This is a genomic window from Epilithonimonas sp. (assembly GCF_056329745.1).
The window spans coordinates 1-26,605 of sequence record NZ_JBWEYV010000008.1; the positions used below are offsets into that span (position 1 = coordinate 1).

Genomic DNA, 26,605 nt, shown 5'->3' on the forward strand with positions numbered 1-26,605 from the left:
TTTTTCTAAAAAAAACAAAAAAAATCGGAAGAAAAAATCTTCCGACCATGACTAGGTTTTGCCGGACTTTTTTCTTGAAAACTATCTTTTATTTGAAAAATAGTGGGTAAACAAAATGATTTTCTACACAAGAATTACTTTATTCTTCCGTTCTTTAGATTAATTGTTATTTTTGCTTACCAAGCTATTTTATAATCAACGTCGAAAAAAAAATACAACATTGAAAAACTATATTCTTTTATTTCTTCTTCTTTTGCCGGTTGCGGCTTTTTCTCAAATTAATCTAAAAGTCTTGGACGAAGACGGGAAACCGGTTTCCCAAGCAGAGGTGACTTATAACAGCCAAACTTATCAAACCGATAAAAATGGTTTTATTAAAATCCCATTGGCTGATGTGGAGCAGGAGCTGAAAGTGCAAAAAGAGAACTACAAAGGTTTCTCAAAAGTCATCAAAACCAGCCCAAAATCACAATCTGTGAATGTACTTTTTTTACCGACAGTTAAAGAAAATGAGATCAAAGAGGTGGTTTTCCAGAAGAGGGCAAAATTCAAAACCAATGATATTACATCCGTAGAGATTTCCCCAAAAGAAGCGCAGGCTGTGGCGTCGCTTGGTGGTGGTGTAGAAACATTGCTAAAGAGTCTGCCGTCGGTTAATTCCAATGCAGAACTCAGTTCACAATACATGGTGCGCGGTGGCAGTTATGATGAAAATTTAATTTATATCAATGATATAGAGCTTTATAGGCCATTTCTGGTGCGCAACTCTTTGCAGGAAGGGATGAGTATAATTAATCCCGATATGGTTTCCACAATTAATTTTTCTGCGGGAGGTTTTGAACCACGTTATGGCGACAAAATGTCTTCTGCCCTTAATATCTATTACCGCCAGCCGGAGAAATTTGAACTTTCGGGTGAGGCTAGTTTGATTGGCGGGCGTTTGTCCACGGGATTTGCTTCTAAAGATAAAAAGTTCACGGGACTTATCTCCGGGCGTTATAGAAACACCAATCTTGTTCTTAACACATTGAATGAGGATACCGATTTTAATCCAAGATATTTTGACCTTCAGTCACACCTTAATTATCAATTTAATGATAAATGGTCTTTGTCATTCCTCGGATATTTGGCCAAGAACGATTACGAGATGGTTCCTAAAAAGAAAGAAGTGGATTTTGGTTCCCTTTTGCAACCACTTCGTCTGACAGTTTTTTACAATGGCCAGGAGGATGACCAGTACAAAAATATGATGGGAACGGTAAGTGTCAACTTCAAACCGAACAAAAAATGGCAATTGACGCTGGACAATTTTGCTTATCAAAACAGGGAAAGAGAATATTATTCCATCGCTTCGGGTTATATTCTCGAAGCTTTTGATGAAGATGGCAATCCTACAGCAGGTTACGATGCCGGCGGACAGATTGATCATGCCAGGAATGATTTATTAGTAAGGGTGGTTGGCTCGCAGCTCCGCACTAAATTTTCCCCGGATGTTAATACCGACATAGAAGTAGGTGTCAAGTTTGAAAGGGAAACCATCAAGGATTTTACAAATGAATGGCAGTTTGTAGATTCTATTGGTTACAGCAATCCAAGGGATTTTGTGATCCCGGGACAGTTGGATACGTCTTCGCTTAATCTCAATTATTATATTGCCGGGCAAAACAATATTACACCTACAAGAATATCAGCTTATGCCCAGTTTTCGAAAAAATTCTATTGGGGCGATAACCGTATTTTTGTCAATGGCGGAGCCAGGGTACAGAACTGGAGTTACAATAAGCAAACACTTTTCAGCCCTAGAGCGCAAATTGCCATCAAGCCAAACTGGGACATGGACATGCTTTTCCGTATTGCAGGTGGTGTATATTACCAGGCACCATTCTACAAAGAAATTAAGGATCTGACGGGTGCCTTTAATCCTGATATCAAGGCGCAAAAGTCTTATCAGATTATCATTGCCAATGATTACGAATTTCAGATTGGAGATTCCCAGCGCAAACCATTTAAGCTCACCACTGAGGCTTATTACAAAAAAATGGAAAACTTGATCCCATATTATGTAGATAATGTGAGGACACGTTATTCTGGAAAAAATAATGCAGAAGGCTATGCTTACGGTATCGATGCCCGTTTGTTTGGCCAATTTGTTCCCGGCGTGGATTCCTGGATCTCTGCGAGCTATGCCCGCGTCTATCAGAATATAGAAGGGATGGGCTATATCCCAAGACCAACAGATCAGCGTTTTAGGTTTACTATGTTTTATCAGGATTACATGCCGAAATTCCCAAGCATGCGGGTTAATTTGACCTTGACTTACGGCAGTGGATTGCCAACAGGAACGCCCGTGTTATTTGATGCCAACGGATTAGCGGACTACCTGGCTGCTTACCGTTACCAGAAAACATTGCCTGCTTACAAACGGGTAGATATTGGGCTGACTAAAGTTTTTATTGACCAGAAGGATAACAGGGCCAGTGGAACATTCTGGAGAAACTTCAAGGAATTGACTTTGGGTGTACAGATTTTCAATGCATTTAATATCAATAATACAATTGCCAACCAATGGGTTAGCGATGTCAATTCTACGCCACATATCTATTATCCGGTTCCGGTAAGGTTGACAGGGCGGTTTTTCAATGTCACATTAGGGTTTAAACTTTAACACGATTGATGTTTTCACTATAAAAAGATAGTGAAGAAAAAATTATATGAATAGTCGTAAAATAATTTTCTAAAAAACGGGATATAAAAAAAGTCACAAATATTATTTGTGACTTTTTTTCTAAGCTCTCCCGTAAAGCTTCTCGTATAGGTCTTTATAGTATTCTTTTACAGCTTTTCTTTTCAGCTTGAGTGTAGGTGTCAGCAGTCCATTATCTTCCGACCAGATTTCTGGCGTCAGCTCTATGGTTTTCACCTGTTCCCATTTTCCCAAATGCTCATTGATACCGGCAAGCTCTTTTTCTATTTCGATTTTCAATTCTTTGGATGCCGCTATTTCCTGATTGGTGGTTCCAATGTTGATGTTGTTTTTATCGGCCCAGGATTTTACAAATTCAAAGTCAGGCTGTACAAGTGCTGCCGGCATTTTTTCACCTTCGCCCACTACCATGATTTGTTCAATGAATTTTGATGCTTTCGCTAAGTTTTCGATCACCTGAGGTGCAACATATTTCCCTCCGGAAGTTTTGAACATTTCCTTTTTTCGATCTGTGATAAAGAGGAAATTATCCTCATCAAGATTCCCAATATCACCGGTTTTGAAATAGCCGTCTTCGGTAAACGCTTCTTTGGTTTTTTCTTCGTCTTTATAGTAGCCTTGCGTTACAGTTGGACCTTTCACCGTGATCTCGCCATCCTGCTGGATTTTCACATCGATGTTTTTAATAGGTCTGCCTACGGAACCTATTTTGGTAAAACCAAAACTATTTACGGCAATCACAGGAGAAGTCTCCGTCAAGCCATAACCTTCCAGGATCGGGATTCCCGCTGCATGGAACATGGTATTCAGCCGCTTTGATAATGCTGCAGAACCGGAAACCAAAGTGATGATATTACCGCCAAGGCCATCCCGCCACTTGCTGAAAACGAGCTTTTCTGCAATGATGTGCGATAGCGATTTTGAGTCTCCAATTTTATACTTTTCCGCAACCTTTAAAGACCAAAGGAATATTTTTGATTTGATACCACCCGCTTCTGTCCCGCGTTTATAGATGGCATCGTACACTTTTTCTATCATTCTTGGCACTACGGTCATGTACTGAGGTTTTACTTCCTTCAGGTTTTCGCTCAGTTTTTCGTTGCTTTCTGCAAAATACATAGAAATACCATTGGTCATGAAAAGGTAAAGCACCATTCTCTCATAAACGTGGCAAAGTGGCAAAAAGCTGAGCCCTCTGTTTTTGGAATTTTTATAAGGAACCCGGTCTTCACAGCCCAAAACATCAGAAACGATATTTTTGTGAGTCAGCATCACACCTTTTGGCCTGCCTGTAGTCCCCGATGTATAGATGATTGATGCAAGATCATCTTCTGATATTTCTGCTTTTATCTGGTCAACTTCGTCCTGATTTCCTGCATCTTCGCCAAGGTTGAAAAGTTCTTTCCAGCTTTTTGCATTTTCTACATCATCAAAGGTGAAAATCTCCTGCAAAACGGACAATTCATTTTTGATTGAATTAATTTTACTGAATAGCTTTTCGTCAGAAACAATACAAATTTTTGAGTCAGAATTTTCTAAATTGTAGATACAGTCTTCTTTTGAGATAGAAGGGTAAATAGGAACAGTAATTATCCCAACCTGCAAAGCCGCCTGGTCAAAAAAGCACCATTCTGCACGGTTGTTGGATGAGATTAAGCCTATTTTATCGCCTTTTTTAAGCCCGTATTTTAATAATGCCCTAGATAACTGATTGGTAATTTTGATGTAATTATCTGTAGATACTTTCTCCCATTTCCCGTTTCTCTTATCACAGATATAATCATTTTTATCGAAATGTTCTCTCGAATAGTAAGGAATATCGAAAATCCTTTTTACTTCCATTGATGTTAAATTTTTGTAAACTCTCGTTCAGCGCAAATATAATTAATTATGCACGTTCGGAATGTTAATAATTGCATAAAAAAAGCTATCCAGAGGATAGCTTTGTCTTAGTTTCGGTACATGTTGTCATACAAGTCCTGAAATGCTTCTTTTATTGCTTTTCGTTTGAGTTTGAGCGTAGGCGTCAAAAGACCGTCATCAATAGTCCAAACCTTGGGCGTCAGTTCAATTTTTTTTATCTGTTCCCATTTCCCCAGCCCGGCATTTACTTTCTCGATTTCTTTTTCGATTCTGGATTTGATGGCCGGGTTGGCAGCAATTTCTTTTGGCGACTCTGTAACTTTTACATGATGTAGGTCTGCCCAGCTTTTGGCAAAGGCAAAGTCCGGTTGTACAAGTGCACAAGGCATCTTTTCGCCGTCACCAACTACCATAATCTGTTCTATAAACTTAGAGGATTTTGCAAGGTTCTCAATCACCTGAGGCGCTACGAATTTTCCGCCGGATGTCTTGAACATTTCCTTCTTCCTGTCCGTTATAAAAAGGAAATTATCATCATCCAAATGGCCAATGTCGCCCGTTCGGAAATAGCCGTCTTCGGTAAAAGCTTCTTTGGTTTTTTCCTCGTCTCCGTAATAGCCTTCAAATACTGATGGGCCTTTTACAACAATCTCACCGTCAGATTCTATTTTTACCGTGACGTTATCCAATGGAATGCCCACAGAACCAATTTTAATTTTACCAAAACTGTTAACCGAAATCACCGGTGATGTTTCCGTCAAACCATAACCTTCCAAAATAGGTATGCCGGCTGCATGGAACATAGTGTTCAACCGCTTAGATAATGCCGCAGAACCAGAAACCAAAGTAATCAGGTTACCTCCAAGGCCTTCCCTCCATTTTTTGAAAACCAGTTTATCGGCAATCCTGTGTGAAAAGGATTTTGTTTCACCAATTTTATATTTTTCGGCAATGCCAAGGGACCATAGAAAGATTTTGGATTTTAGCCCGCCGGCTGCAGTTCCCTTGTTGTAGATAGAGTCGTACACTTTCTCTACCAGTCTTGGAACCACGGTCATATAATGTGGCTTAACTTCCTTTACATTGTCACCAATTTTCTCGATGCTTTCTGCAAAATAGATCGATACGCCATTATTAATATAAAGGTAAAAAATCATCCTCTCAAAAACGTGACAAATTGGTAAGAAGCTGAGTGCCCTCGTTTCTTTGTAATCCAATCCTCGTTCTTTTGGGATTCTTGGTGTACTTGCCAAAACATTAGAAACTAGATTGTTGTGTGTTAGCTGAACGCCTTTTGGCCTTCCGGTAGTTCCCGATGTATAGATGATTGTTGCCACATCTTCAGGATTGATTGATCTTGCGAGGTCATCCACTTCTATTTGAGTAGATTCATTCTCACCCAGATCCAGGATCTCATTCCAGTTGGGAGCGCCGTCAATGTCATCAAACGTAAAAACACCAACTAAAGAAGGGATTTTTGCCTTAGCATTGGTCAGCTTTTTATACAACTCTGCATCCGAAACAAAACAATATTTGATTTCAGAATTATTGAAAATGTAGATATAATCCTCTTCTGAAATGGTTGGATAAACCGGGACAGTTACCACACCAATCTGCGATATTCCAAGATCCATAACAGCCCATTCTGTCCTATTATTGGTGGAGATAAGGCCTATTTTATCACCCGGCTTAATGCCGAGCTTTAAAAGTCCGCGGGATATTTTATCACCCTGGTTAATCAGCTCCAGCGTCGAAGTTTTGATCCAGCTTCCGCTCTTTTTAGTTGCCAGACAGTCATCCTTCGGAAATTTCTCAATGGCCAGAGCAAAAAAGTCAAATGTTCTTTTAACGTTCATAAAATATCCTTATTAATATTTGATTAAAATTTAATTTACATTATCGTAAATATAATTTTTTTTCCCGAAATAACAAAAACTTCGAAACCTATTTGATTTTTTACCAAAAAGTTTAATTTTACGACACATTAAAATAAACAAAAAAAGATATGGATTTCAATTTAACCGAGGAGCAGCAGATGATACAGCAGGCAGCCCGTGACTTTGCCCATGCTGAACTTTTGGATGGCGTGATAGAAAGAGACAATGAGCAAAAATTTCCTTATGAGGCCGTAAAAAAAATGGGCGAGATGGGATTTTTGGGGATGATGGTAGATCCAAAATATGGCGGTGCAGGTCTCGACAGTATTTCTTATGTTTTGGCAATGGAAGAGATTGCCAAGATAGACGCATCGGCGGCTGTGGTGATGTCGGTTAACAATTCACTGGTTTGTGCCGGATTGGAGAAGTTCTGTAATGAGGAGCAGAAGATGAAATATCTAAAACCATTGGCTAGCGGTGAAGTAATTGGTGCTTTTGCCCTTTCTGAGCCGGAAGCGGGATCCGATGCCACTTCTCAAAAAACTACAGCCGAAGACAAAGGTGATTATTATTTACTAAATGGGACCAAAAACTGGATTACCAATGGAGGTAACGCTACTTATTATGTGGTGATAGCACAAACGCATCCTGAAAAAAAACATAAAGGAATCAATGCTTTTATAGTAGAAAGAAGTTGGGGAGGTTTTGCAGTTGGAAAAAAAGAAGATAAACTGGGCATCCGTGGTAGCGATACACACTCGCTGATGTTTACGGATGTTAAAGTTCCCAAAGAAAACCGGATTGGCGAAGATGGTTTTGGGTTTAATTTTGCCATGGCTGTGCTGAATGGCGGCAGGATTGGTATTGCGTCACAAGCATTGGGCATTGCGGCGGGTGCCTACGAATTGTCCCTTAAATATGCCAAGGAAAGAAAATCCTTCGGTACCGAGATTATTAACCATCAGGCAATTGCTTTTAAATTAGCCGATATGCATACCCAGATTATGGCTGCAAGAATGCTCATCTACAAAGCTGCCGCAGAAAAAGACGAAGGCAAAGATATATCGGAAAGTGGTGCTATGGCGAAATTGTATGCCTCTCAGGTGGCGATGGACACCACTGTGGAAGCTGTGCAGATCCACGGTGGTTATGGTTATGTAAAAGAATATCATGTGGAAAGGATGATGCGTGATGCCAAAATCACCCAAATCTATGAAGGCACGTCCGAGATCCAGAAAATTGTGATTTCAAGGGCTATTTCAAAAAAATAGTTAACTTTGGTCAAAACATTTAAATTATGAAATATCTTTGGATTTCGCTGGCGGTTATTTTACTTTTTCTGGGCGTGTTTGTTTGGTGGAAATATTACTTTGTCTTTGGGGAAGGTGTTAAATCCGGCTACCTCAATTATGCAGTGAACAAGGGCAATGTTTTCAAGACTTATGAGGGCAAGCTGATTCAGGAGGGCTTTGGGGCAGCAAAACCAGGCGCACCAATCGGTAGCAACCAATTTGAATTTTCTATCGAGAATGAAGAAGTTTTCAAACAGCTCGAAATGAACAGCGGAAAATATTTCGATTTGCATTACAAAGAATATCACGGGACTTTGCCTTGGCGCGGAAATACAGTCTACGTTGTCGACAAAGTTTTGAGTATGAAATAATGACTTTTAAATAAGTATAAAACCTTTCATTTTTGAAAGGTTTTTTTTATTGGACTAAGAATTAAAACTTCGGAATCTGTAAATTTGTTTCTAAAATCAATGATCATTTATCGCTCATCATTTATAATCAGATGTCTGAATTAAAGAAAATCAGGGAAAAACAAAATCTTACTCAGGAAGAATTGGCTGAAAAGTCGGGACTTTCCGTAAGAACAATTCAACGTATCGAAGCTGGAACGGAGCCGAAAGGTTATACTTTGAAAACTTTAGCTTCGAGTCTTGATGTTTCTGAAAATGATTTATTGGCTACAGTTATTCCAACAGAAGAACCGATTGCAGAAAATTCTGTGGTTTCAGAACTTCCGATAAGAGAAAATATCCCTGTTGAAAACCTTACTTTAATTAAAATCATCAATCTTTCTTCGCTTCCGTTATGTTGGTTTCCGATTGCCAATTTTCTACCGCCTTTATTGATTATGTTGATTTCAAAACAAAAATCTCAATTGGTTAAACAAATCATTTCGCTTCAAATCATTCTAGCCGTTATTGCTCCAGTTATTTTTATGTTAGTTGTTATTTTAAAGCTCGGAAAAGAGTCTGTAATGATAACAATTGTTGCTTTGATTTTGGTTGATATTTACATCATTCTTAGAAACGCTTATCAATTAGATAAAAAACAAAGCCTCTATTATAAATTGAATTTCAGTGTTTTATAATCCTGTCAGTAATTTGTCAGGTTATTGTCGGGCTAAATTTTTGAATTGAAATCAATTAATTCTGAACCTTTGTCAAAAATAAGACAATGACAAAACAATTCGGAATTATCTTCCTTTTCCTATTCCTTTCTATTGGAAATCTGAAAGCTCAGATTGATAAAAATTCGCCTTTGTTTCTCGAACTGAAAAAGCAGGATAGTATTTTTTTTGAGCGAGGGTTTAATAACTGTGATATGACTTATCTTGAGAAAAAGGTTGATGATAACCTGAAATTCTATCATGATAACGGTGGTTTCCAGGATAAGAAATTATTCTTGGAAAGGACGAGACAAAACATCTGCGGAAACCCAAATCAAAAACCAATAAGGAAAGTCATTGAAAACAGTTTAGAGGGTTTTCCTTTGTACAATAATGGCGAATTGTATGGTGCCATACAATCCGGTGAACATCGGTTTTATATTCGTGAAAAAGGAAAGCAGGACGCTTTAGGCGGTCAGGCAAAATTCACAACCGTTTGGACGAAGAAAGACGGGAACTGGATGATGAGTGATATTTTGAGTTATGACCACGGCGATGCTAAGCTAGACGAAAAGGATAACAGCATTGAGCAATTGTTGAAAGACAATAATATTCCGACTTTGGGATTGGGTTTGATTGAAAATGGAAAATTGACAAAAATAAATGTTTACGGGAAGCTTGATGAGAAAACTTCGGCGGCTTACAACAGTCTTTTCAATGTTGCATCTTTAACGAAACCAGTTACTGCAATGACAGTTTTACGTTTGGTAAGTCTTGGGAAATTGAATCTTGATGAACCGCTTGATAAATATTGGATAGACCCAGATATTGCGAAAGATTTTCGTCACAAAAAGCTGACAACAAGATTGATATTAAGCCATCAAACAGGTTTCCCCAATTGGCGTTGGATGAATAAAGACAACAAACTCAATTTTGAATTTGAACCCGGAACAAAATATCAATATTCCGGCGAAGGTTTTGAATATCTGAGAAAAGCCATCGAGAAAAAATTTGGTAAAGATCTGGAAAAACTGGCTAGGGAATTTATTTTTCAACCTTTGTGCATGAATGACACCAGTTACATTTGGAATGAGAAAAAAGATGCTGGCAGAATTGTTATTGGTTTTGATAATAACGGAAAACCTTATGATATTGTAAAGAATAAGACGCCTAATGCAGCGGATGATTTGACAACTACTGTAGAAGATTATGGGAAATTCTTAACGGCTGTTATGGGTAATGAATTGCTTTCTCCAGAAGTTTTTGAAGCGATGACAACCAAACAGGTTGAAACCAAAAAGAATAAATATTTTGGTCTTGGTTTTGAAATTTATGATTTAGGAAATGGCCAAATAGCTTTGTCGCATGGTGGTGCTGATAAAGGAGTCAACACTATTGTTTTTATTTTGCCCAAAACTAAACAAGGCCTAATTATTTTCACAAATGTGGATGATGGATATAAAATTTATAGTCCGCTTATCAAAAAATATCTTGGGGATAAAGGCGAAAAAATCATCGGTATTGAAACAAAAGAGTAGTAAATAATCCAATCAGATTATAAATATTTATTAAATGTAATAAATTTTGTTACAATTAAAAAAAATAACTTAACTTTGCACTTGTAATGAATAATACAAGATTTGCAACCGCTATCCATATTATGACACTTTTGGCCAAGTCGCCAGAAGATTGGCTGACATCTGATTGGATTGCCGGCAGCCTGAATGTCAACCCAGTTGTTGTAAGGAAGGAACTTAGCCATCTGAAAAAATTTGGTTTGGCAGAGAGCCGCCAAGGGAAAGAAGGAGGCACAAGAATTGCAAAAGATGTCCGAGAGATCAAAATTGGAGATATCTATCAAGTGGTCAAAAACACGGAAGTTCTTGGCAAGATGAATCAAAACCCCAATCCCAAATGCGCAGTGGGAAAAGACATTAATAAAAATTTGGATGTGCTTTTTACCCAAACAGACCAGCTTGTCATTGATTTTCTGAGCCAACAAACATTATCGAATTTTGTAAAGCAATTCAATTAAAAAAATTTAAATATAAATGTAACAATACATATTACAATTAAAACAATTATTATGAAAAAAGTAGCAGTAATAGGCGCCACAGGATTTGTGGGCAAACAGGTAGTGAAAGAATTAGCCAGCAGGGGTTATGAGGTAGATGCCATTGCAAGGAACAGTTCAAAGGTGGAGAAAGCAGATCACGTTAATCCAGTGGATGCAGACGTCAACAATGTAGAGCAGTTGGCCAGCCTGCTGAAAGGTGATGATGCAGTAATCAGTACCTTCAATGCAGGATGGACAAATCCAAATCTGTATAATGATTTTCTTAAAGGATCCAGGGATATAGAAAAAGCGGTGGAAGAATCCGGAGTTAAAAGGTTTATAACCGTGGGTGGTGCAGGCAGTCTTTTCGTAGACGGGCATCAGCTGGTAGATTCTCCAGATTTTCCTGCAGATTTTAAACCCGGGGCTTTGGCTGCTAGGGATTATCTGAATGAAATCAAAAATAACAAAACGCTTGACTGGACATTCTTCTCACCAGCCATTGAAATGAATCCTCACAATGCCGGAACCAGAACTGGAAAATACAGAACATCATTAGATAATCCGGTTTTTGATGCCAATGGCAGAAGCATTTTATCTGTAGAAGATGTTGCGGTGGCATTGGTAGACGAGTTGGAACAAAACAAATTTGTGAAACAACGTTTTACAGCAGCTTATTAATATTTTTTGGGCAGCTTAATCCGCCTTCCGTTCCCGCTTTTTTTGCCAACACTATTGCCAACGCAAAAAAAGAGCTCCACTCAAGTCGGGCTGCTTGCAATTCAATTGTCAAATATGACGTTTAAATTATTGGAAAAAAGAAAACCTTTCAGCCAAACTGAAAGGTTTTTTTGTAATTTAAATGTCTATCATCTTTTCGTCTATTCTCTAAAAGTCTAAAAACTATTTCTGGTAAACAAGATATCCAAAAGATCCCAGGTGAACATCGGAACCCTTGATTAGTTCTGATTTTTTACCCGTAAAAACATCACTGAAACTTCCCAATGCTTTCTCATCTTCCAATTTAAAATTGAGCGGATCCTTGCTGGTGTTGATCAATACCAAAACTTCGCTATCGCCATTTTTTCTAAGGTAAGCCAATACCTTGTCATTGGCAGAAGTATTGATCCAGTAGGTTGTAACCGCAGGATCGCCACCTCGCAAAGCAGGATTATCAGATTTCAGGTTGAGGAGTGTTTTATAAAAATCTTCTAGCGCGTATTTTCCTGTCCACGGGATGGGGTCTTTCTCAAAAAACTCCAGGCGTTTGGCTTTTACAGGAAGTTCCTGGCCGGAGTAGAGTAGAGGCACGCCATTCCACGTTGCGGAAAAAACCGCCAACGCCGGCGCGAAATCACCATATTTTTCATATTCGGTGCCGTTCCAGGAGTTTTCGTCATGGTTGCTCGTAAACCACGCACGCATTGAGTTATCGCCAATCTTAGAATATTGCTCCAGCAGGTTTTTGAGGTCAGAAAGCGGAAGATGTTTTTGATAAAAATCCTTGGAAAGGTGCATCCACTTCCAGCTATAGCTGGCATCAAACACTTTTCCGTATTCGGGGTTTTCAAGTTCGTCAAACTCACCTAGGAAAAAAAGCGGTTTTAGTTTCTCCACTTCCGGCCGCGCCTGTTGCCAAAAATCAACTTCTACCCAGCTGGCAAGATCACAGCGGAAACCATCAATATTGGTTTCTTTAACCCAATATTTCATGGCATCTATCATCGCTAGCCTCATGTCTTTGTTAGAATAATCGAGTTCAATAATATCATCCATGCCACTGGCTTTGTGAAAACTGCCATCAGGATCTTTCAGATACCAGTCGGGATGGGATTTTGTCCACACATGATCCCAGCCTGTATGGTTGGCTACCCAATCGATAATCACCTTAAAACCCATTTTGTGGGCTTCGTTTACGAGATGTTTGAACGTGTCCAGCGTACCAAACTCTGGATTGATGCTGGTGTAATCTGATGCGGCGTAAGGGCTTCCCAGGCTGCCCTTTTTGTTAAGTTGAGCAATGGGAGTGATGGGCATAAACCATAGGGTTTTCACGCCCATTTTTTTGAGTCTTGGCAATTCTTTTTCAAAAGCGTTAAAAGTACCTTCCGGTGTATATTGCCTTACGTTTACTTCATAGATATTGGTGGTATGTTTCCATTCTTGTGGTTGTTCCATAGCGATGTTCTTGGTTTTACAGGATAATAACAGCACCGCAAGGGCGGGCAAAAGCATCAGTTTTTTCATTCTAAATTATCTTAAGAATTAATGTGAAATTGGACTGTCTGTTCTGTAAATGTACTGAAAATAAAAAAGCCCGAAAAATCCGGGCCTGTTAATATTTTAATAAAAGAAAAGCTATTCTGAATCAGCAATTCGCTGTCACGACAATAGTTGATAAGCCTTTTTTGCCCCGTTAACACAATCCTGAAATTGATCTTCGGGAATAGAGTCATCCAGGATTTGCTTAAACTCCTGCCAAAGTGTTCCCGTATTTTCGCCATAAATGCCAAAGTAAGTGAAATCAATATCTGCAAACGCCGGGTTTTTCTTAAGCTGTTTGGCAATCACATTCCCGCCAAGTGTAGAACCTTCTATCACATACAGCGCTCCAAAAGCCTCTGCTTGATTCTCAAGATTGTTTGTTGGGGATTCATATTCTGGGTTAATCCCGAGATTATTAAGGTCTTTTTGCAGTGCATCGCTTTTACGTCTTAGATCCAGTTTAAGGCCAGGGAACTTCTTTAGTTTTTCCCCAATCTGAGGTTCATATCTGCTGATGAGCTGATAGTTATGAGTTAAAAGTTTTTTATAGTCATCCAGCGTATAGGATTTGTCAAAGATTTTTTGCGACTGTAATTTGGCTTCGGTTTCGTCGTGCTGTTGTTTGGTTTGTTCTTTAAGAAATACTGAAATCATAATTGGGTTTCTGGAATTTTAAAATAAAGGTGGTGCCTTTTCCACTTTCGCTTTCGTAACTGATTTGGCCTCCCATTTTCTCCATCAGATGATGTACAATACTAAGTCCCACACCATTCCCTTTGAATTCTTTGGCATTATTCATCCGGCTAAAAATCTTGAACATTTTCCCCGATTCTTTCTGATCTATGCCAATCCCGTTGTCTGTAATACTGTAGGTAACCGCGTCATCATAGACTTTGCCCACAATCTTTACCCTCGGTTTTTTAGACTTGGAAGAATACTTAACAGCATTGCCAATCACATTCACAAAAACCTGGTAAACCATTGTTTTATCGCCCATCACATCAGGCGTATTTTCTATGATAATTTCGGTTTGGGGAGAATTAAAACTGATTTTGGAATCCTCTGCAAGTGTGCCTATGAGAGCATCTACTTCGATATTTTTCAGCTCAATTTCAGATTTTTTGATTCTGCTGAGTTCCAACACATTGCGAATCATTTCGCTCATCGTATCTACCTGAGTGATAATGTTGTCCAGCGTAGTTTGTACTTTCTCGGGATCTGGTAGCCTTTTGGCAAGCTGCGCATTCAGTTTGATGACTGTCAGAGGTGTGCTGAGATCGTGCGAAATGCTGTGCGAGAAAGAATCCAACTCCTGGTTAAGTTCTTTCAACTGGTTGTTTAGGTCAAGTATCTGGGAAGACTTGGTATGTGATGCCTTCAGGATAACAGAAGTGATCCATTTGGCAGATTCAATTTCTTTAATCTTCCACGGCATAGAAGTGCCTTTGACATATTCTTTCCAAACTTCAAAGGATTTTCTTGGCGAGAATTTTATAATTTCGACACCGTTTTTAATTTCGGATACCGATGATTTTTCCGGTTTTCCGGCCCATTTAATTTTTTGACCCTGCTCTTTCCGCAGCCATATCAGCATGTCCGAAGTGTTGTTTCCCAATATGCTGATGATAATGCCGCAGCTTTTTTCGGGATGATTCAGCTCCAGATCGATGGTTTGGCAAAAAGAATTGGAGACAAATGTGTTTTCCTCAAAATCGGCGTTGTGCTGCTTGCTCCAATCGATAATCTTTTCGATGTCAAGGTCACTCGGTACTTTTCCGGAGGTTAGGATTTCATTATTGATTTTGATAATCATGCCGTCCGCATCGCAACTTTCTTTGATATCTTTGATGTTCTTTTTCAAAGATTTTCCAAAGTCTTCTTCGCTCAGCAGGTTTTGCCGTAAGGAGATATTACTGAGGTTAATCCTCTGATATTCTCTCAGCGTTTGCAAAGATGTGTAAGATGCATAAGCATTGGCAGAAGCCCGGGTAAGTGTTTCTGCGAGAAGCCTAGATTGAAGGTCCAAATGCTTGGGCGTAGAGTTTTGGCAAGCCACCAAGCCCCAGAGCTCACCGTTTACAATGATTGATGTACTGAAGCTGGATTCTACATGGGCATTTTTGAGATACTCCCGATGTACCGGGGATGATGACCTCGTAACGCTATAACTGAGGTCAATCTGCTCTCTGGGTATGATCCCAACAATTGGCGATGTAGTTCCTGAGACATGCGAGGTAATCCTCACCGGGTTTTTAAGATACAAAGCTCTTGCCTGAGCAGGAATGTCAGATTCGGGGTAATGCAGGTCAAGGTAGCTATCCAGATGCGGTTTTACCAGCTCATCCACAACTTGTCCGCTGCCGTCATAAAGGAACTGGTAAATCATCACGCGGTCAAAACCGATGATGTCTTGGATTTCTTTCAGCAGAAGCTTCCAGATCTCCTTGTCATTCATATTTCTCAGGATATTCTGGATGGCAAAATATTCTTTGTTTATTTTATGAGCCGGAAACACTTTCTCAATCTCGAAAAATGTAAACCCTTGGTTGCTGTGTATGCTTAATGTATATTCCTCATTATTATAAGTAATATGCTGGATAGCAAGTTCTGAACTATTGGAATAATTATCCCAATTGATATCAATGCCTAGCTGCTCAAAAAATGCGTGAATATCTATACCTAAAATTGTATCAAGGGGAAAAAGTTGTAATGTGTTTTGACTGTAAAATGTAATTTTGGAATCCTGAGTACCAATAAGGAAGCCATATTCCTGAACTTCTCCACAAATGTGAATAGGTTCTTGATCACAATTGATATATTCTTTTGGATACATAATCTTATTATTAGTTTTAATATATCGTCTGTGTTTTTAGAAAGTAAATGTAAGCATTAATATTAATTATCATCATTTTTTTTTAAAATTCAATAAGAACAAAAAAGCGGCTGGAAAGCCGCTTAATAGTTATTTCATGTCATACATTACCAGAGCGGTAATCAGTTTAGGTTCTATTAATGTACATTTAGGAGGCATCTTAATCTCCTTATCTGATATTTTAAGCAGATCTGTAAAACTGATGGGGTAGATCCCAAAGCCTACTTTATATTCTCCACTATCTACCTTTTCTTTAAGTTCAATAATGCCGTTGATGTCAGATGTTCCCTTTAGATAGGTGATTTTATCGGTATGTTTTGCATTTTCTATCCCCAGTATGTTTTCAAAAATGTACTGATCTACCAGATGATGATCTAGGTCATTACCGTCTTTATTTTCCTCTCTAATGTTGTGTTTAACGTGTAAACTGTAGAATTTACCATTAAGATACATGCTGATGTGAAACTTTTGCGAAGGAAAATAAGGTGCTTCACCTTTTTCGTGAATTTGGAAATCCTCTTTCAGCCTTTCAATAAAGTCCTCTTCTGATAAACCGTTGAGATCTTGGAGTAGGCGGTTATAATCATTGATTTTTATAGACTGGTTGGATACGATAAAGCTATACACAAAGTTGTAATGCTCGGTACCGTGAGACCGTTTATATTTATCACGTTGTTTTTTGGCGTACTCTGCAACAGAGCCAATCCTGTGATGTCCATCTGCAATATAAAAAGAATCAATAGGATCCAAAACTTCTTTAAACTGCTGAAGTTTCAGACGGTTATCAATCCTCCAAATTTTATGGCGCACGCCTTTGTCATCAGTATAATTAATGATGGGCACATTTTTTTGCTCATGGTTCATCAATAATTCTACCTTGGAGTTGGAATGATAAGTCAGCAAAACCGGCTCTGCCTGCACATTGACTTTTTCTAGATAATGCGCCATCTTCATACGGCGCTCTGTAATGGTAGATTCATGTTTTTTGATTTTACCGTCCCAAAAATCGTCTACGCTTACAAGCCCCAACAGTCCCCGGAATGAGGTTTTATCGGGCATTGTCTGCTCATAAAGGTAGTATGAAGAATCATCCTGTGTTAGTTTTTTCTCATCCAGCAATTCCTCAAAATTAGACCGTATTTTTCTCAAATTTCTGTCAACATCTTTGGACTTGCTTACAACAGCAGGCTTTATCATCTGGATATAAGAATGATCCTGTTGTGCTTTTTTATTGATCTCTTCCTGCGTAAAATTATCCAGAGAATAAGTCGGGAAAACATCTATAAAATCAGGATTAGGTCTGATTCCTTTGAATGGTTTAAATACTGGCATATATTATTATAATTGAGCTTTTATATTGATTATTTGCTGCGCCAATTTTTCGCTGATCCTATTTTGGGCATCTTTTGTATTGCCACCAACATGAGGAGAAAGCGAAAGGGCAGGGTTCATAAGGATTTCTAATTCGGGTTTTGGTTCTTTTTCAAAAACATCCAGTGCCGCACCGGCTACTTTGCCATGCTCTATCGCATCTATAAGTGCCACCTCGTTGATTACACCGCCGCGGGCTGTATTGGCGATAAAAACACCTTCTTTCATCATTTCCAGTTCTTTGTAGTCTATAAGGTAACCATCGGTTTTACCGGTATTGATAGAAATAAAATCTGCATTTTTTAAAACTTCATATAAATTTACAGATTTAATTTCAAAATTCAAAGACTGACCATCGAAAAAACTAATCTCCACCGTTTCGGTTTTGGGGGTTCTGTTATAGGCTAATATTTTCATTCCCAAAGAAATAGCGATTTTGATGACTTCTTTTCCAATATTTCCCATACCTATAACGCCCAACGTTTTCCCGGAGAGTTCTGCAGCATCCTGAAAACTTTTCTTGAGGGTTTCAAATTTGGTATCACCTTCTAGAGGCATTAGTCTGTTGCTTTCGTGTAAGAATCTGGCTAAAGAAAAAAAGTGTGCAAAAACCAGTTCTGCAACAGATTTGCAAGAGGCTTTTGGTGTATTGATAATGTACAGTCCTTTATCGATGGCATATTCTACATCAATATTATCCATACCAATGCCACCTCGCCCGATGATTTTGAGGTTAGGGCACTCGTCTATGAGTTTTTTGGTGACTTGTGTAGCGCTTCTCACCAGGAGCACATCCACCAGATTATCATTGATGAACTTACCAAGGTGTTCAGCAGAAACCCGGGCTTCCAGAACCGTAATATTTGCATCTTTCAGGAGGCGGATCCCGTTTTGGGACATTCCATCATTGGCTAATACAATCATGTTTAATTCAAAAATCCTTTTGTTATTGAGTTTCCCTGATCCGTTTGAGCTGTTTTTCAAGGTTTGCTAAGATACAAATTTTCTATTAATTAACATTAGTTTAACAAAAAACGCCTTCAAGGGTATTGAAGGCGTTTTTTAATATGTTTTTGGGTTCTATATGCTTTTCATCACATCCACCAAAACTTGCACGCTCTCTATCGGCATGGCGTTATAGATGCTGGCTCTGTACCCGCCAACACTTCGGTGGCCGTTTAGTCCGCTGATTCCTGCCGCTTTCCAAGCTTGGTCAAAGGCTTCTTTTTTGGACTCATCGGTGAGTGTAAAGGTCACATTCATAAAAGAACGGTCTTCAACAGCTGCCACACCCTGGAAATTTGGGTTTCTGTCGATCTCATCATACAGCAATTTGGCTTTGGCATTGTTTTTCTCTTCAGCCGCCGCAATTCCACCGCTTTCTTCAAGATGTTTAAGTGTAAGGTAGGAGGTATAAACTGCAAAGACCGGCGGCGTATTAGCCATTGATTCTTTGGCAATATGCACGGCATAATCCAAGTAAGTCGGGATGTTTCTTCCTGTTTTGCCAAGGATATCTTTTTTCACAACTACAAGCGTGGTTCCTGCAGGACCCATGTTTTTTTGGGCACCGGCATAGATTAAGTCAAATTTAGAAAAATCCAACTGTCTGCTGAAGATGTCGGATGACATATCGCAAGCTAGAAGAGTATCTACTTCCGGGAATTTTTTGATTTGAGTTCCAAAAATGGTGTTGTTGGAGGTACAGTGGAAATAATCATATTCCGATCCTACGGTATAAAATTTTGGGATGAATGTATAGTTGGCATCCTTGGAAGACGCCACCACATCTACATTCCCTATTTTTTTAGCTTCTTTGATGGCGCCTGCTGCCCATGTGCCGGTATCAAGGTAGGCTGCTTTGCCGTTTTCGGTAAGTAGGTTCATCGGAACCATCAGGAACTGGAGGCTTGCACCGCCTTGAAGGTAAAGAACCTCGTAATCGTCACCAAGATTCATCAGTCTTTTTACGATAGCGCGCGCTTCGTCCATCACAGCTACAAATTCTTTACTTCTGTGGGAAATCTCCAGAAGGGAAAGTCCCATACCATTAAAATCCAAAATGGCTTCTGCTGCTTTTTGAAACACTTCCTGAGGAAGAATACTCGGGCCTGCGCTAAAATTATGTTTTTTCATGGGAATATTAATATTGGGTAATAGTTGATTTTGGTGATTTGGTGAAATTACTCGTTGTGTAAGAACGCTTTTTTGGCAAGCAGCTGATCTTCGGACTCTACATGGTCTTCGTCAGGTATACAGCAATCTACTGGGCATACCGCCGCACATTGTGGCTCCTCATGAAAGCCTTTACATTCGGTACATTTATCGGTAACGATGAAGTAATAATCATCTTCTACCGGCTCCTGCGGAGCATCTGCATCTATAGATAACCCAGATGACAATACCACGTGGCCTTTCAATGTGGTACCTTCCGAGGCTTTCCAGTCTACTGCGCCTTCATAGATCGCATTGTTGGGGCATTCTGGTTCACATGCGCCACAATTTATACATTCGTCTGTTATCTTGATAGCCATTGCTATTATTATTTATATTTTTGTGCAAAATTACAAAAAAAAAGCCAGCTATGCTGAACGAAAATAAAATTTTGGGACTTGTAAAATTGGGTGAATTTATAAGTGGATTCCTGCAAAAAGAGGCGAAAGATTATAATGACAATGAGGGAAAACTGGCAGCGGTTATCAGACGGTCCGAACTTGAGAATCCTTGGTTTACAATAGAGAATCAACGCTATAATTTGGCACAATGGTCGGGTCTTTTTACACAGGAAAATATCGAAAAATGGTTGACAAAGTATCAACTTTCTAACACGCCAAAAAGGGTAGGGCTGATTCTTGCCGGTAACATCCCATTGGTTGGATTGCATGACGTGATTTCTGTCATATTGAGCAATCATATCCCTGTTATAAAGCTGTCATCCAAGGACCGCTTGGTTTTGCCATTTTTACTGCAATTATGGAAAGATTTTTCTAATCAGGAAGTTGAATATCATATCGTAGAAAAACTGGAAAATTACGACGCAGTGATTGCTACCGGAAGCAATAATACAGCAAGGTACTTGGAATATTATTTCAAAAATAGCCTCAATATTATCCGAAAAAACAGAACATCAGTTGCAGTATTGAAAGGTAACGAGACCGATGAAGAACTGAAACTCCTGGCGGATGATATTTTCCGTTATTTTGGCTTAGGCTGCAGAAACGTCACACGGATTTTTATTCCCGAAGATTTTAAACTGGACAGGTTATTTGAAAATTTTGTCCCCTACCAGGATATTATCAATCATAATAAATATGCTAATAATTATGATTATAACAGGGCGGTTTACCTTCTGAACCAGGATTTGTTCTGGGATAATAATTTTGTAATGCTTAAGGAAGATGATAAGCTGTTCAGTCCTTTGTCCGTGATTAATTTTTCCAGGTATAAAAATTTGGATGAGGTTAAGAGGTTTTTGGACGACAATAAAAATGACATCCAGGCTGTTGTTGCCCATTCGGAACTGGGGCTGGAATCCATTGGTTTTGGCGAAGCCCAGAATCCGTCTTTGGACACATATGCCGATAATGTGGATACGATGGTTTTTTTGAGTGTCATCTAATGTAACAAATCAGTCATAATAAGGACAAATAATAAGGTTAACACTTATAAAAAAATAAAAGATTAATATGAAGAAAATTCTCATTTCGATTTCACTTCTATTTATGATGAATGCAATGGCACAGAAATTTGAAACACAAACCAACAAAGACCAACAGGGTTACTCCTACGAAACTGTAAAAAACGACCAATCCGGCGTTAGGCTTTATACCCTCAAAAACGGATTAAAGGTATATCTCGCCAAAAATGACGATGCACCCAGAATCCAGACTTACATTCCGGTAAGAACGGGTTCTAATAATGACCCAAGCGATAATACAGGTTTGGCGCATTATCTGGAACATATGGTTTTCAAAGGGACTTCACATCTGGGGACTCAGGATTGGGAGAAAGAAAAAGCCTTGCTAAAGCAGATCTCCGACCTTTACGAGCAACACAAAGCAGAAAAAGACCCTGCCAAGAAAAAAGCATTGTATAAAAAAATTGACGAAGTATCCCAGGAAGCTTCAAAATATGCAATTGCCAACGAGTATGACAAGGCGATCTCTTCCCTTGGTGCTACGGGAACCAATGCCCATACCTGGCTGGATGAAACCGTTTACAAAAACAATATCCCATCCAACGAGTTGGAAAAATGGCTGAAAGTAGAACACGAACGTTTTTCGGAACTGGTTCTCAGGTTATTCCATACAGAGTTGGAAGCGGTTTACGAAGAATACAACCGTGCTCAGGATAATGACGGAAGATTAGTTAATTATGCGATGATGGAAGCCTTGTTCCCAAAACATCCGAACGGCCAACAGACCACCATCGGGACATCCGAACATTTGAAAAGCCCGTCTATGGAAGCTATTCACAAATATTTTGATACCTATTATGTGCCTAATAATATGGCCGTAGTTTTGGTGGGCGATTTGGATTATGACAAAACCATCAAACTGGTAGATCAATATTTTGGTTCGTTCCAATACAAAGAATTGCCAAAGAAAAAAATGGTGACCGAAGAGCCGATGACGAGCATTGTTTCCAGAACGGTAAAAAGTCCGTCTACACCGAGGATGACAATGGCCTGGAGAACAGATTCCAACGGGACGCAGGAAGCCAGGCTGGCAGATGTGGTAGCAGAGATATTGAGCAACAGCGGTGATGCCGGATTAATTGACCTTAACATCAATCAAAAACAAAAAACCTTGGGCGCAGGTGCTTACGAGTCGCCATACAAGGCTTATGGTGCATTTGTATTGAGTGTTGTTCCAAAAGAAGGGCAAAGCTTTGACGACGCCAAAAAACTGTTGCTGGAGCAGATTGATCTGGTTAAAAAAGGGCAATTCCCGGATTGGATGCTGGGTGCCATCGTGAACGATTTGAAAGTTCAGAGGATGAAACGTTGGGAAACGGCAGACGGGCTGGCTACCACGCTGTATTCTACCTATATTGGTGACAGAACCTGGGAACAGGAGCTGGATGAGATCAACCAATACGAAGCCATTACCAAAGCCGATGTGGTGAAATTTGCCAATGATTTCTTTAAAGATAATTATGTGGTGGTTTATAAAGAAAAAGGGGTTAATGACAAACTGGTTCGTGTGGAGAACCCGGGGATTACACCGATTAAACTGAACAGAGAGGCGCAATCACCTTTCCTGAAAGATATTATCAATACCAAAGTTGGTGATATCAAACCTCAGTTTATCGATTTCAAAAAAGCTATCAATACGTCTAAAATTAAGGACAAAACGGTAAGCTTTGTTAAAAATAAATATAACGAAGTAGCACAGGTAAATTATATTTTCCCATTCGGGACAGATAATGATAAAGAGCTGGCACTGGGCGTTACCGTTTTGCAATATTTGGGTACCGATAAATACACGCCGGAGCAGCTGAAGGAAGAATTTTTCAAGTTAGGGATTTCCAACAGTTTCCGTACATCCAATGATCAGATGATTATCTCCCTTAGCGGTCTGGAAAGCAACATGTCAAAAGGTGTGGAGCTAATGAACCATTGGATCAATAATGTGAAAGCCGACAAAGCCATCTATGACCAGACGGTAAAAACAATTTTGGAATCCAGGGAAGTGGCCAAGAAAGACAAAAACCGAATTATGGCGGCACTTTCCAATTATGCCAAATATGGAAAAGATTCTCGATTGACTGATGTGATTTCCAAAGACCGTTTGAAAAACATTGATGTGAATCAACTGATGTCAAAAATCAAAACACTGAACCAATATCCATACGAAGTTTTCCTTTACGGAGAAGATCAGAAAGGATTGGAAAAAGCAGTTAAACCTTACATCGTGAATACAAAACTTCAGCCCGCAAAAGCTAAGGAATATGCAGAACCGGCTACGGAAGGCAAAGTGTATTTTACCAATTACGATATGGTGCAGATGGAAATGTCTAAGGTTGCCAAAGCTGACGATGTGAATGTTGCTAACTTTGGTAAAGCTAGTGTTTTTAATGAATATTTTGGACGTGGATTGTCTTCCATCGTTTTTCAGGAGATCCGCGAAAGTAAGTCTTTGGCTTATTCGGCTTATGTTTCCTATGCCAACGCTACAGAGAAAAACCACCCGAATTATGTCACCAACTATATTGGGACTCAGGCCAACAAATTGCCTTTGGCAGTAGCGGCAATGAGTGATCTGATGGCAGATTTTCCTCAGATTCCGGCTCAGTTTGAAAATGCAAAAGGTTCTGCGCTTAAACAGATTGCATCTAACAGGATCAACAGAACCAATATTTTTTACAACCAGATGGCACTTAAAAAATTAGGTCTTGATCACGATGTAAGAAAAGATGTGTATGCAGAGATCCAGACTTTGACATTGCCACAGTTGACCAGTTTTTACAATTCTGATGTAAAACCGTTGAAGTACAACACCGCCATTATCGGGAAAAAAGAAAACCTGAATATGGATTCGGTAAGCAAGATGGGAACTTTTACAGAGCTAAGCCTGGAAGATATTTTCGGGTACTAATGCTGTAATTTTCAGATAAGAAAAGGGTGAAACTTTAAAGTTTCACCCTTTTTTGTTATAAGCTATTTGATTTAAGCAAAATTATTTCAGGAAATCCTTATCCTGAAAAGCTGGATTCGGATATTTATAAAAACCTTCCCCTGTAGCCACGCCCAGTTTATTTTTGTCGATAAAATTTTCTTTCAGGTATTCAACAGTTTTGATTTTTAGTGAATCTTTGGTGGCATCAGCTGCCATTTTGTTGATGTTATAAGCAGTTGTAATTCCCACAACATCCAAAATACCAAAAGGTCCTAGCGGTGCTCCTGTGGCTACCATCCAGGTTTTATCTATGGTTCGCACATCGGCAACTTCATTTACCAAAAGATTGGTGGCAGCACTTAATAGGGGAACCAACAATGAATTGACAATATAGCCAGGTTGCTCTTTGTGCAAAGGTAAAGCCACCATCCCGATTGCTTTTGCAAACGCCACCACGCTGTCAAATACTTCGGGGTTTGTTCCTGGGTGACCCATAATCTCGGCAGTATTGTGTTTCCAGATTTCGTTGGCGAAATGGAGTGCCAAGAACTGAGCCGGTCGCCCCGTAACATCCGCAAACTGGCTGGGTAGCATGGTAGATGAGTTGGTTGCAAAAATTGTTTTCTCGGGGGCAACTTTTGCCAGTTGTTCATAAAAACCGATTTTAATTTGAGGATTTTCCGGAACGGCTTCTATCACAAGATCCGCATCTTTTACCGCTTCAGCCAAGTTGGTGTTATAATGCAGCTTGGCTTTTGTCGCTTGCAGCTGCTCATCAGTAGCTTTGAGGTCTTGCCTGTAAGCCTCTGCCAGAATATCAAATTTGGCTTTGGCTTTTTCCAAAACCTCATTGCTGATGTCGTAAACAGTAACATTAAAACCATGAAATGCGGTTTGAAAAGCAATTTGGTATCCCAATACGCCACTACCAGCGACGGTTATATTATTAAAATTCATTGTATTGATTTTTAGGTTGATAATTTAACTTCTATAAGAGGTGTGGACTGCTTTCGCCAGTACATCTGGGCGTTTCCAGTATTCGGTTACAGGAGCAACTTTTTTATCCAGATTCAATAATGTGTACACAGCGGTTCTGGCAGCACGTACAGAATATTCTTCGGTGAAAACCATGTCTTCTGCAATTTCCACAAACTGGCTAATGAGTGCCAAGTTGGTACTACCTTCCGGCACAACAGCAGGACGGTCGGCTTTGGCCCGTGGCTGGAACAATGCATCGATATACGGCATCATACAAGGGATCACATTGATTACGCTGTCTTTTATTTCCTGTTCGTGTTTTTCAAAATGTAAATGATGGATGAGTTCGGTCAGTATTTCTTCACCGGTACAGTCGATCATCGGTTTTTTTACAAAATCCCCGATTTTGTCAGGGTACAATCCATAACCCCAAAGAATCGTGGTGTCATCGCCTTGTGCTTTGAAATGCGGTTGCGCTGCTACAACGATGGACATCCGCCAGGAAGAATCTTTAAAGGTCATTAATGCACCGCTTCCAGGCTTATTGCTGCTGTATTCTTCGATCAATTGCAGCATTTTATGACCTTTGAAAGTGGGCGTGAAAGAATACCATTTGGTTTCATCCGGCTTGGTAAAAAACGGATCGGGATTTCCTAATTTGCCCGGTTTTTTGTCGGAAATTTTTCGCCAAAGGGCAAAACTTGGCGGATTTCCAGGTAGATATTTTGCCGGTGTTTTATAATCGCCGTTGTTAGAATTATCGGTGATGCATCCATTGGTGAAAAATACCAGATCGTCTTCGTTTACTTTGATGATTTCGGTATGGCCTTCTGCATTCTCGCATTCGATTTCCGATACAGTAATACCATCATTATCTTTAAAGTTGAGGTCGGTCACGGTTTTACGCAATGAAAAATCGACATTGTATTTGTCCAGAAATTTTTTCAGAGGTAAAATCACCGATTCGTATTGGTTGTAAGGTGTTCTGGTAACGCCTTCCAGTGTTTCGATACGGGAAAACTCCAACAACATCCGTTTCATATAACGCTGGAATTCAAAAATACTGCTCCATTCCTGCCAAGCGAAAGTCGTTTGCCACATATACCAGAAATTGGTGGTGAAGAAATGATCGTCAAACCAATCTCGAATCGTCACGTTATCCAGATCGTTCTCATCGGCAAAGAAGAGTTTGACCATTTTCATACGGTCTTTGGTATCAAATCCCATATCCGTCACCGGAAGTCTTGTTCCTTCTTTGTCAATCAATCTAGCATTGGCATGGGTTGGATTGGCGTGGTCGAAAGCCAGGATTTCATCTTTTACGGAAATATTCGGCACTTCTAGCGAAGGTATTCTGGAGGTTAAATCCCAAAAGTTCTCATAGGTTTCTTCATTCAGCATCCTGCCACCACGGCAAATGAAGCCTTTTTCCTTGCTTCCCGCGCCATCGTTGCTTCCTCCCAAAATTGGTAAAGCTTCGATAATGTGGATGTTTTCTCCTTTGAAGCCGCCGTCTTCCACCAAATAAACGGCTCCTGCTAAACTGGCTAATCCGCCTCCTACAAAGTAGGCATGTCTGTTCTGATTGTCTAAACTCATATT

Annotated in this window: 20 protein-coding genes; 9 read left to right on the forward strand and 11 right to left on the reverse strand. The window is 39.5% G+C overall.

The window, feature by feature from the left end:
* The first annotated feature begins 475 nt into the window (after nucleotides 1-475).
* A complete protein-coding gene (locus AC00Y6_RS07545) occupies nucleotides 476-2,665 on the forward strand; it encodes a TonB-dependent receptor plug domain-containing protein (RefSeq protein WP_474490116.1) in 2,190 nt (729 codons plus the stop codon).
* Nucleotides 2,666-2,785: 120 nt separating this feature from the next.
* Here the strand turns inward: AC00Y6_RS07545 and AC00Y6_RS07550 are convergent, their stop codons facing one another.
* Nucleotides 2,786-4,546: an AMP-dependent synthetase/ligase gene (locus AC00Y6_RS07550; RefSeq protein ID WP_474490012.1), complete on the reverse strand. Its 1,761-nt coding sequence runs from the start codon at nucleotides 4,544-4,546 to the stop codon at nucleotides 2,786-2,788.
* Between the two features lie 107 nt (nucleotides 4,547-4,653).
* Nucleotides 4,654-6,423, reverse strand: coding sequence for an AMP-dependent synthetase/ligase (locus tag AC00Y6_RS07555; protein WP_474490013.1), 1,770 nt, complete (start codon nucleotides 6,421-6,423; stop codon nucleotides 4,654-4,656).
* A gap of 149 nt (nucleotides 6,424-6,572) precedes the next feature.
* Between AC00Y6_RS07555 and AC00Y6_RS07560 the strand changes: the two genes are divergently transcribed.
* The 6 genes from AC00Y6_RS07560 (at nucleotide 6,573) to AC00Y6_RS07585 (ending at nucleotide 11,578) form a co-directional block, all read left to right on the forward strand.
* Nucleotides 6,573-7,715: an acyl-CoA dehydrogenase family protein gene (locus AC00Y6_RS07560; protein ID WP_474490014.1), complete on the forward strand. Its 1,143-nt coding sequence runs from the start codon at nucleotides 6,573-6,575 to the stop codon at nucleotides 7,713-7,715.
* 26 nt (nucleotides 7,716-7,741) lie between these two features.
* Nucleotides 7,742-8,107 carry a hypothetical protein gene (locus AC00Y6_RS07565; RefSeq protein ID WP_474490015.1) on the forward strand — a complete coding sequence of 122 codons (366 nt, stop codon included), beginning with the start codon at nucleotides 7,742-7,744 and terminating at the stop codon, nucleotides 8,105-8,107.
* 131 nt (nucleotides 8,108-8,238) lie between these two features.
* Entirely contained in the window at nucleotides 8,239-8,823 is a 585-nt protein-coding gene (locus tag AC00Y6_RS07570) for a helix-turn-helix domain-containing protein (RefSeq protein ID WP_474490016.1), read from the forward strand.
* A gap of 86 nt (nucleotides 8,824-8,909) precedes the next feature.
* Entirely contained in the window at nucleotides 8,910-10,379 is a 1,470-nt protein-coding gene (locus AC00Y6_RS07575) for a serine hydrolase (protein ID WP_474490017.1), read from the forward strand.
* Between the two features lie 86 nt (nucleotides 10,380-10,465).
* Nucleotides 10,466-10,876: an Rrf2 family transcriptional regulator gene (locus AC00Y6_RS07580; protein WP_474490018.1), complete on the forward strand. Its 411-nt coding sequence runs from the start codon at nucleotides 10,466-10,468 to the stop codon at nucleotides 10,874-10,876.
* A gap of 51 nt (nucleotides 10,877-10,927) precedes the next feature.
* Entirely contained in the window at nucleotides 10,928-11,578 is a 651-nt protein-coding gene (locus AC00Y6_RS07585; protein WP_474490019.1) for an NAD(P)-dependent oxidoreductase, read from the forward strand.
* A gap of 222 nt (nucleotides 11,579-11,800) precedes the next feature.
* Here AC00Y6_RS07585 and AC00Y6_RS07590 read toward each other — a convergent pair whose 3' ends face one another.
* The 7 genes from AC00Y6_RS07590 to AC00Y6_RS07620 form a co-directional block, all read right to left on the reverse strand.
* The gene (locus AC00Y6_RS07590; protein ID WP_474490020.1) at nucleotides 11,801-13,144 is read right to left on the reverse strand and encodes an alpha-amylase family glycosyl hydrolase; all 1,344 of its coding nucleotides are present in this window, start codon (nucleotides 13,142-13,144) and stop codon (nucleotides 11,801-11,803) included.
* Between the two features lie 135 nt (nucleotides 13,145-13,279).
* Nucleotides 13,280-13,816 (reverse strand): biliverdin-producing heme oxygenase, encoded by a 537-nt coding sequence (locus AC00Y6_RS07595; RefSeq protein ID WP_474490021.1) that lies wholly within the window; start codon nucleotides 13,814-13,816, stop codon nucleotides 13,280-13,282.
* Complete coding sequence (locus AC00Y6_RS07600; RefSeq protein WP_474490022.1) at nucleotides 13,797-15,995, reverse strand: ATP-binding protein; 2,199 nt, start codon at nucleotides 15,993-15,995, stop codon at nucleotides 13,797-13,799. The genes AC00Y6_RS07595 and AC00Y6_RS07600 overlap by 20 nt, the downstream gene beginning before the upstream one ends.
* 129 nt (nucleotides 15,996-16,124) lie before the next feature.
* Entirely contained in the window at nucleotides 16,125-17,366 is a 1,242-nt protein-coding gene (locus AC00Y6_RS07605; protein ID WP_474490023.1) for a DUF1015 domain-containing protein, read from the reverse strand.
* A gap of 6 nt (nucleotides 17,367-17,372) precedes the next feature.
* Complete coding sequence (locus AC00Y6_RS07610; RefSeq protein WP_474490024.1) at nucleotides 17,373-18,329, reverse strand: D-2-hydroxyacid dehydrogenase; 957 nt, start codon at nucleotides 18,327-18,329, stop codon at nucleotides 17,373-17,375.
* Between the two features lie 156 nt (nucleotides 18,330-18,485).
* A complete protein-coding gene (gene serC, locus AC00Y6_RS07615) occupies nucleotides 18,486-19,541 on the reverse strand; it encodes a 3-phosphoserine/phosphohydroxythreonine transaminase (protein WP_474490025.1) in 1,056 nt (351 codons plus the stop codon).
* 47 nt (nucleotides 19,542-19,588) lie between these two features.
* On the reverse strand, nucleotides 19,589-19,939 hold the full coding sequence (locus tag AC00Y6_RS07620) for a 4Fe-4S dicluster domain-containing protein (protein ID WP_474490026.1): 351 nt from the start codon (nucleotides 19,937-19,939) through the stop codon (nucleotides 19,589-19,591).
* A gap of 50 nt (nucleotides 19,940-19,989) precedes the next feature.
* Between AC00Y6_RS07620 and AC00Y6_RS07625 the strand changes: the two genes are divergently transcribed.
* Both AC00Y6_RS07625 and AC00Y6_RS07630 read left to right on the forward strand, forming a co-directional pair.
* The gene (locus AC00Y6_RS07625; protein ID WP_474490027.1) at nucleotides 19,990-21,024 is read left to right on the forward strand and encodes an acyl-CoA reductase; all 1,035 of its coding nucleotides are present in this window, start codon (nucleotides 19,990-19,992) and stop codon (nucleotides 21,022-21,024) included.
* 67 nt (nucleotides 21,025-21,091) lie between these two features.
* The gene (locus AC00Y6_RS07630) at nucleotides 21,092-24,004 is read left to right on the forward strand and encodes a M16 family metallopeptidase (protein WP_474490028.1); all 2,913 of its coding nucleotides are present in this window, start codon (nucleotides 21,092-21,094) and stop codon (nucleotides 24,002-24,004) included.
* An 81-nt stretch (nucleotides 24,005-24,085) separates the two neighbouring features.
* Here the strand turns inward: AC00Y6_RS07630 and AC00Y6_RS07635 are convergent, their stop codons facing one another.
* Nucleotides 24,086-24,982, reverse strand: a complete 897-nt coding sequence (locus tag AC00Y6_RS07635; RefSeq protein ID WP_474490029.1) for a 3-hydroxyacyl-CoA dehydrogenase — start codon at nucleotides 24,980-24,982, stop codon at nucleotides 24,086-24,088.
* Nucleotides 24,983-25,006: 24 nt separating this feature from the next.
* Complete coding sequence (locus AC00Y6_RS07640; protein WP_474490030.1) at nucleotides 25,007-26,602, reverse strand: oleate hydratase; 1,596 nt, start codon at nucleotides 26,600-26,602, stop codon at nucleotides 25,007-25,009.
* Nucleotides 26,603-26,605 lie beyond the last annotated feature (3 nt).

What these genes read in the sequence shown, in the direction of transcription:
- AC00Y6_RS07585 (WP_474490019.1), top strand. Translation starts at nt 10,928, where the DNA reads ATGAAAAAAGTAGCAGTAATAGGCGCCACAGGATTTGTGGGCAAACAG.
- AC00Y6_RS07630 (WP_474490028.1), top strand. Translation starts at nt 21,092, where the DNA reads ATGAAGAAAATTCTCATTTCGATTTCACTTCTATTTATGATGAATGCA.
- AC00Y6_RS07590 (WP_474490020.1), bottom strand. Translation starts at nt 13,144, where the DNA reads ATGAAAAAACTGATGCTTTTGCCCGCCCTTGCGGTGCTGTTATTATCC.
- AC00Y6_RS07640 (WP_474490030.1), bottom strand. Translation starts at nt 26,602, where the DNA reads ATGAGTTTAGACAATCAGAACAGACATGCCTACTTTGTAGGAGGCGGA.
- AC00Y6_RS07560 (WP_474490014.1), top strand. Translation starts at nt 6,573, where the DNA reads ATGGATTTCAATTTAACCGAGGAGCAGCAGATGATACAGCAGGCAGCC.
- AC00Y6_RS07625 (WP_474490027.1), top strand. Translation starts at nt 19,990, where the DNA reads ATGCTGAACGAAAATAAAATTTTGGGACTTGTAAAATTGGGTGAATTT.
- AC00Y6_RS07565 (WP_474490015.1), top strand. Translation starts at nt 7,742, where the DNA reads ATGAAATATCTTTGGATTTCGCTGGCGGTTATTTTACTTTTTCTGGGC.
- AC00Y6_RS07635 (WP_474490029.1), bottom strand. Translation starts at nt 24,982, where the DNA reads ATGAATTTTAATAATATAACCGTCGCTGGTAGTGGCGTATTGGGATAC.
- AC00Y6_RS07600 (WP_474490022.1), bottom strand. Translation starts at nt 15,995, where the DNA reads ATGTATCCAAAAGAATATATCAATTGTGATCAAGAACCTATTCACATT.
- AC00Y6_RS07575 (WP_474490017.1), top strand. Translation starts at nt 8,910, where the DNA reads ATGACAAAACAATTCGGAATTATCTTCCTTTTCCTATTCCTTTCTATT.
- AC00Y6_RS07610 (WP_474490024.1), bottom strand. Translation starts at nt 18,329, where the DNA reads ATGATTGTATTAGCCAATGATGGAATGTCCCAAAACGGGATCCGCCTC.
- AC00Y6_RS07570 (WP_474490016.1), top strand. Translation starts at nt 8,239, where the DNA reads ATGTCTGAATTAAAGAAAATCAGGGAAAAACAAAATCTTACTCAGGAA.
- AC00Y6_RS07550 (WP_474490012.1), bottom strand. Translation starts at nt 4,546, where the DNA reads ATGGAAGTAAAAAGGATTTTCGATATTCCTTACTATTCGAGAGAACAT.
- AC00Y6_RS07580 (WP_474490018.1), top strand. Translation starts at nt 10,466, where the DNA reads ATGAATAATACAAGATTTGCAACCGCTATCCATATTATGACACTTTTG.
- AC00Y6_RS07605 (WP_474490023.1), bottom strand. Translation starts at nt 17,366, where the DNA reads ATGCCAGTATTTAAACCATTCAAAGGAATCAGACCTAATCCTGATTTT.
- AC00Y6_RS07555 (WP_474490013.1), bottom strand. Translation starts at nt 6,423, where the DNA reads ATGAACGTTAAAAGAACATTTGACTTTTTTGCTCTGGCCATTGAGAAA.
- AC00Y6_RS07620 (WP_474490026.1), bottom strand. Translation starts at nt 19,939, where the DNA reads ATGGCTATCAAGATAACAGACGAATGTATAAATTGTGGCGCATGTGAA.
- AC00Y6_RS07595 (WP_474490021.1), bottom strand. Translation starts at nt 13,816, where the DNA reads ATGATTTCAGTATTTCTTAAAGAACAAACCAAACAACAGCACGACGAA.
- serC (WP_474490025.1), bottom strand. Translation starts at nt 19,541, where the DNA reads ATGAAAAAACATAATTTTAGCGCAGGCCCGAGTATTCTTCCTCAGGAA.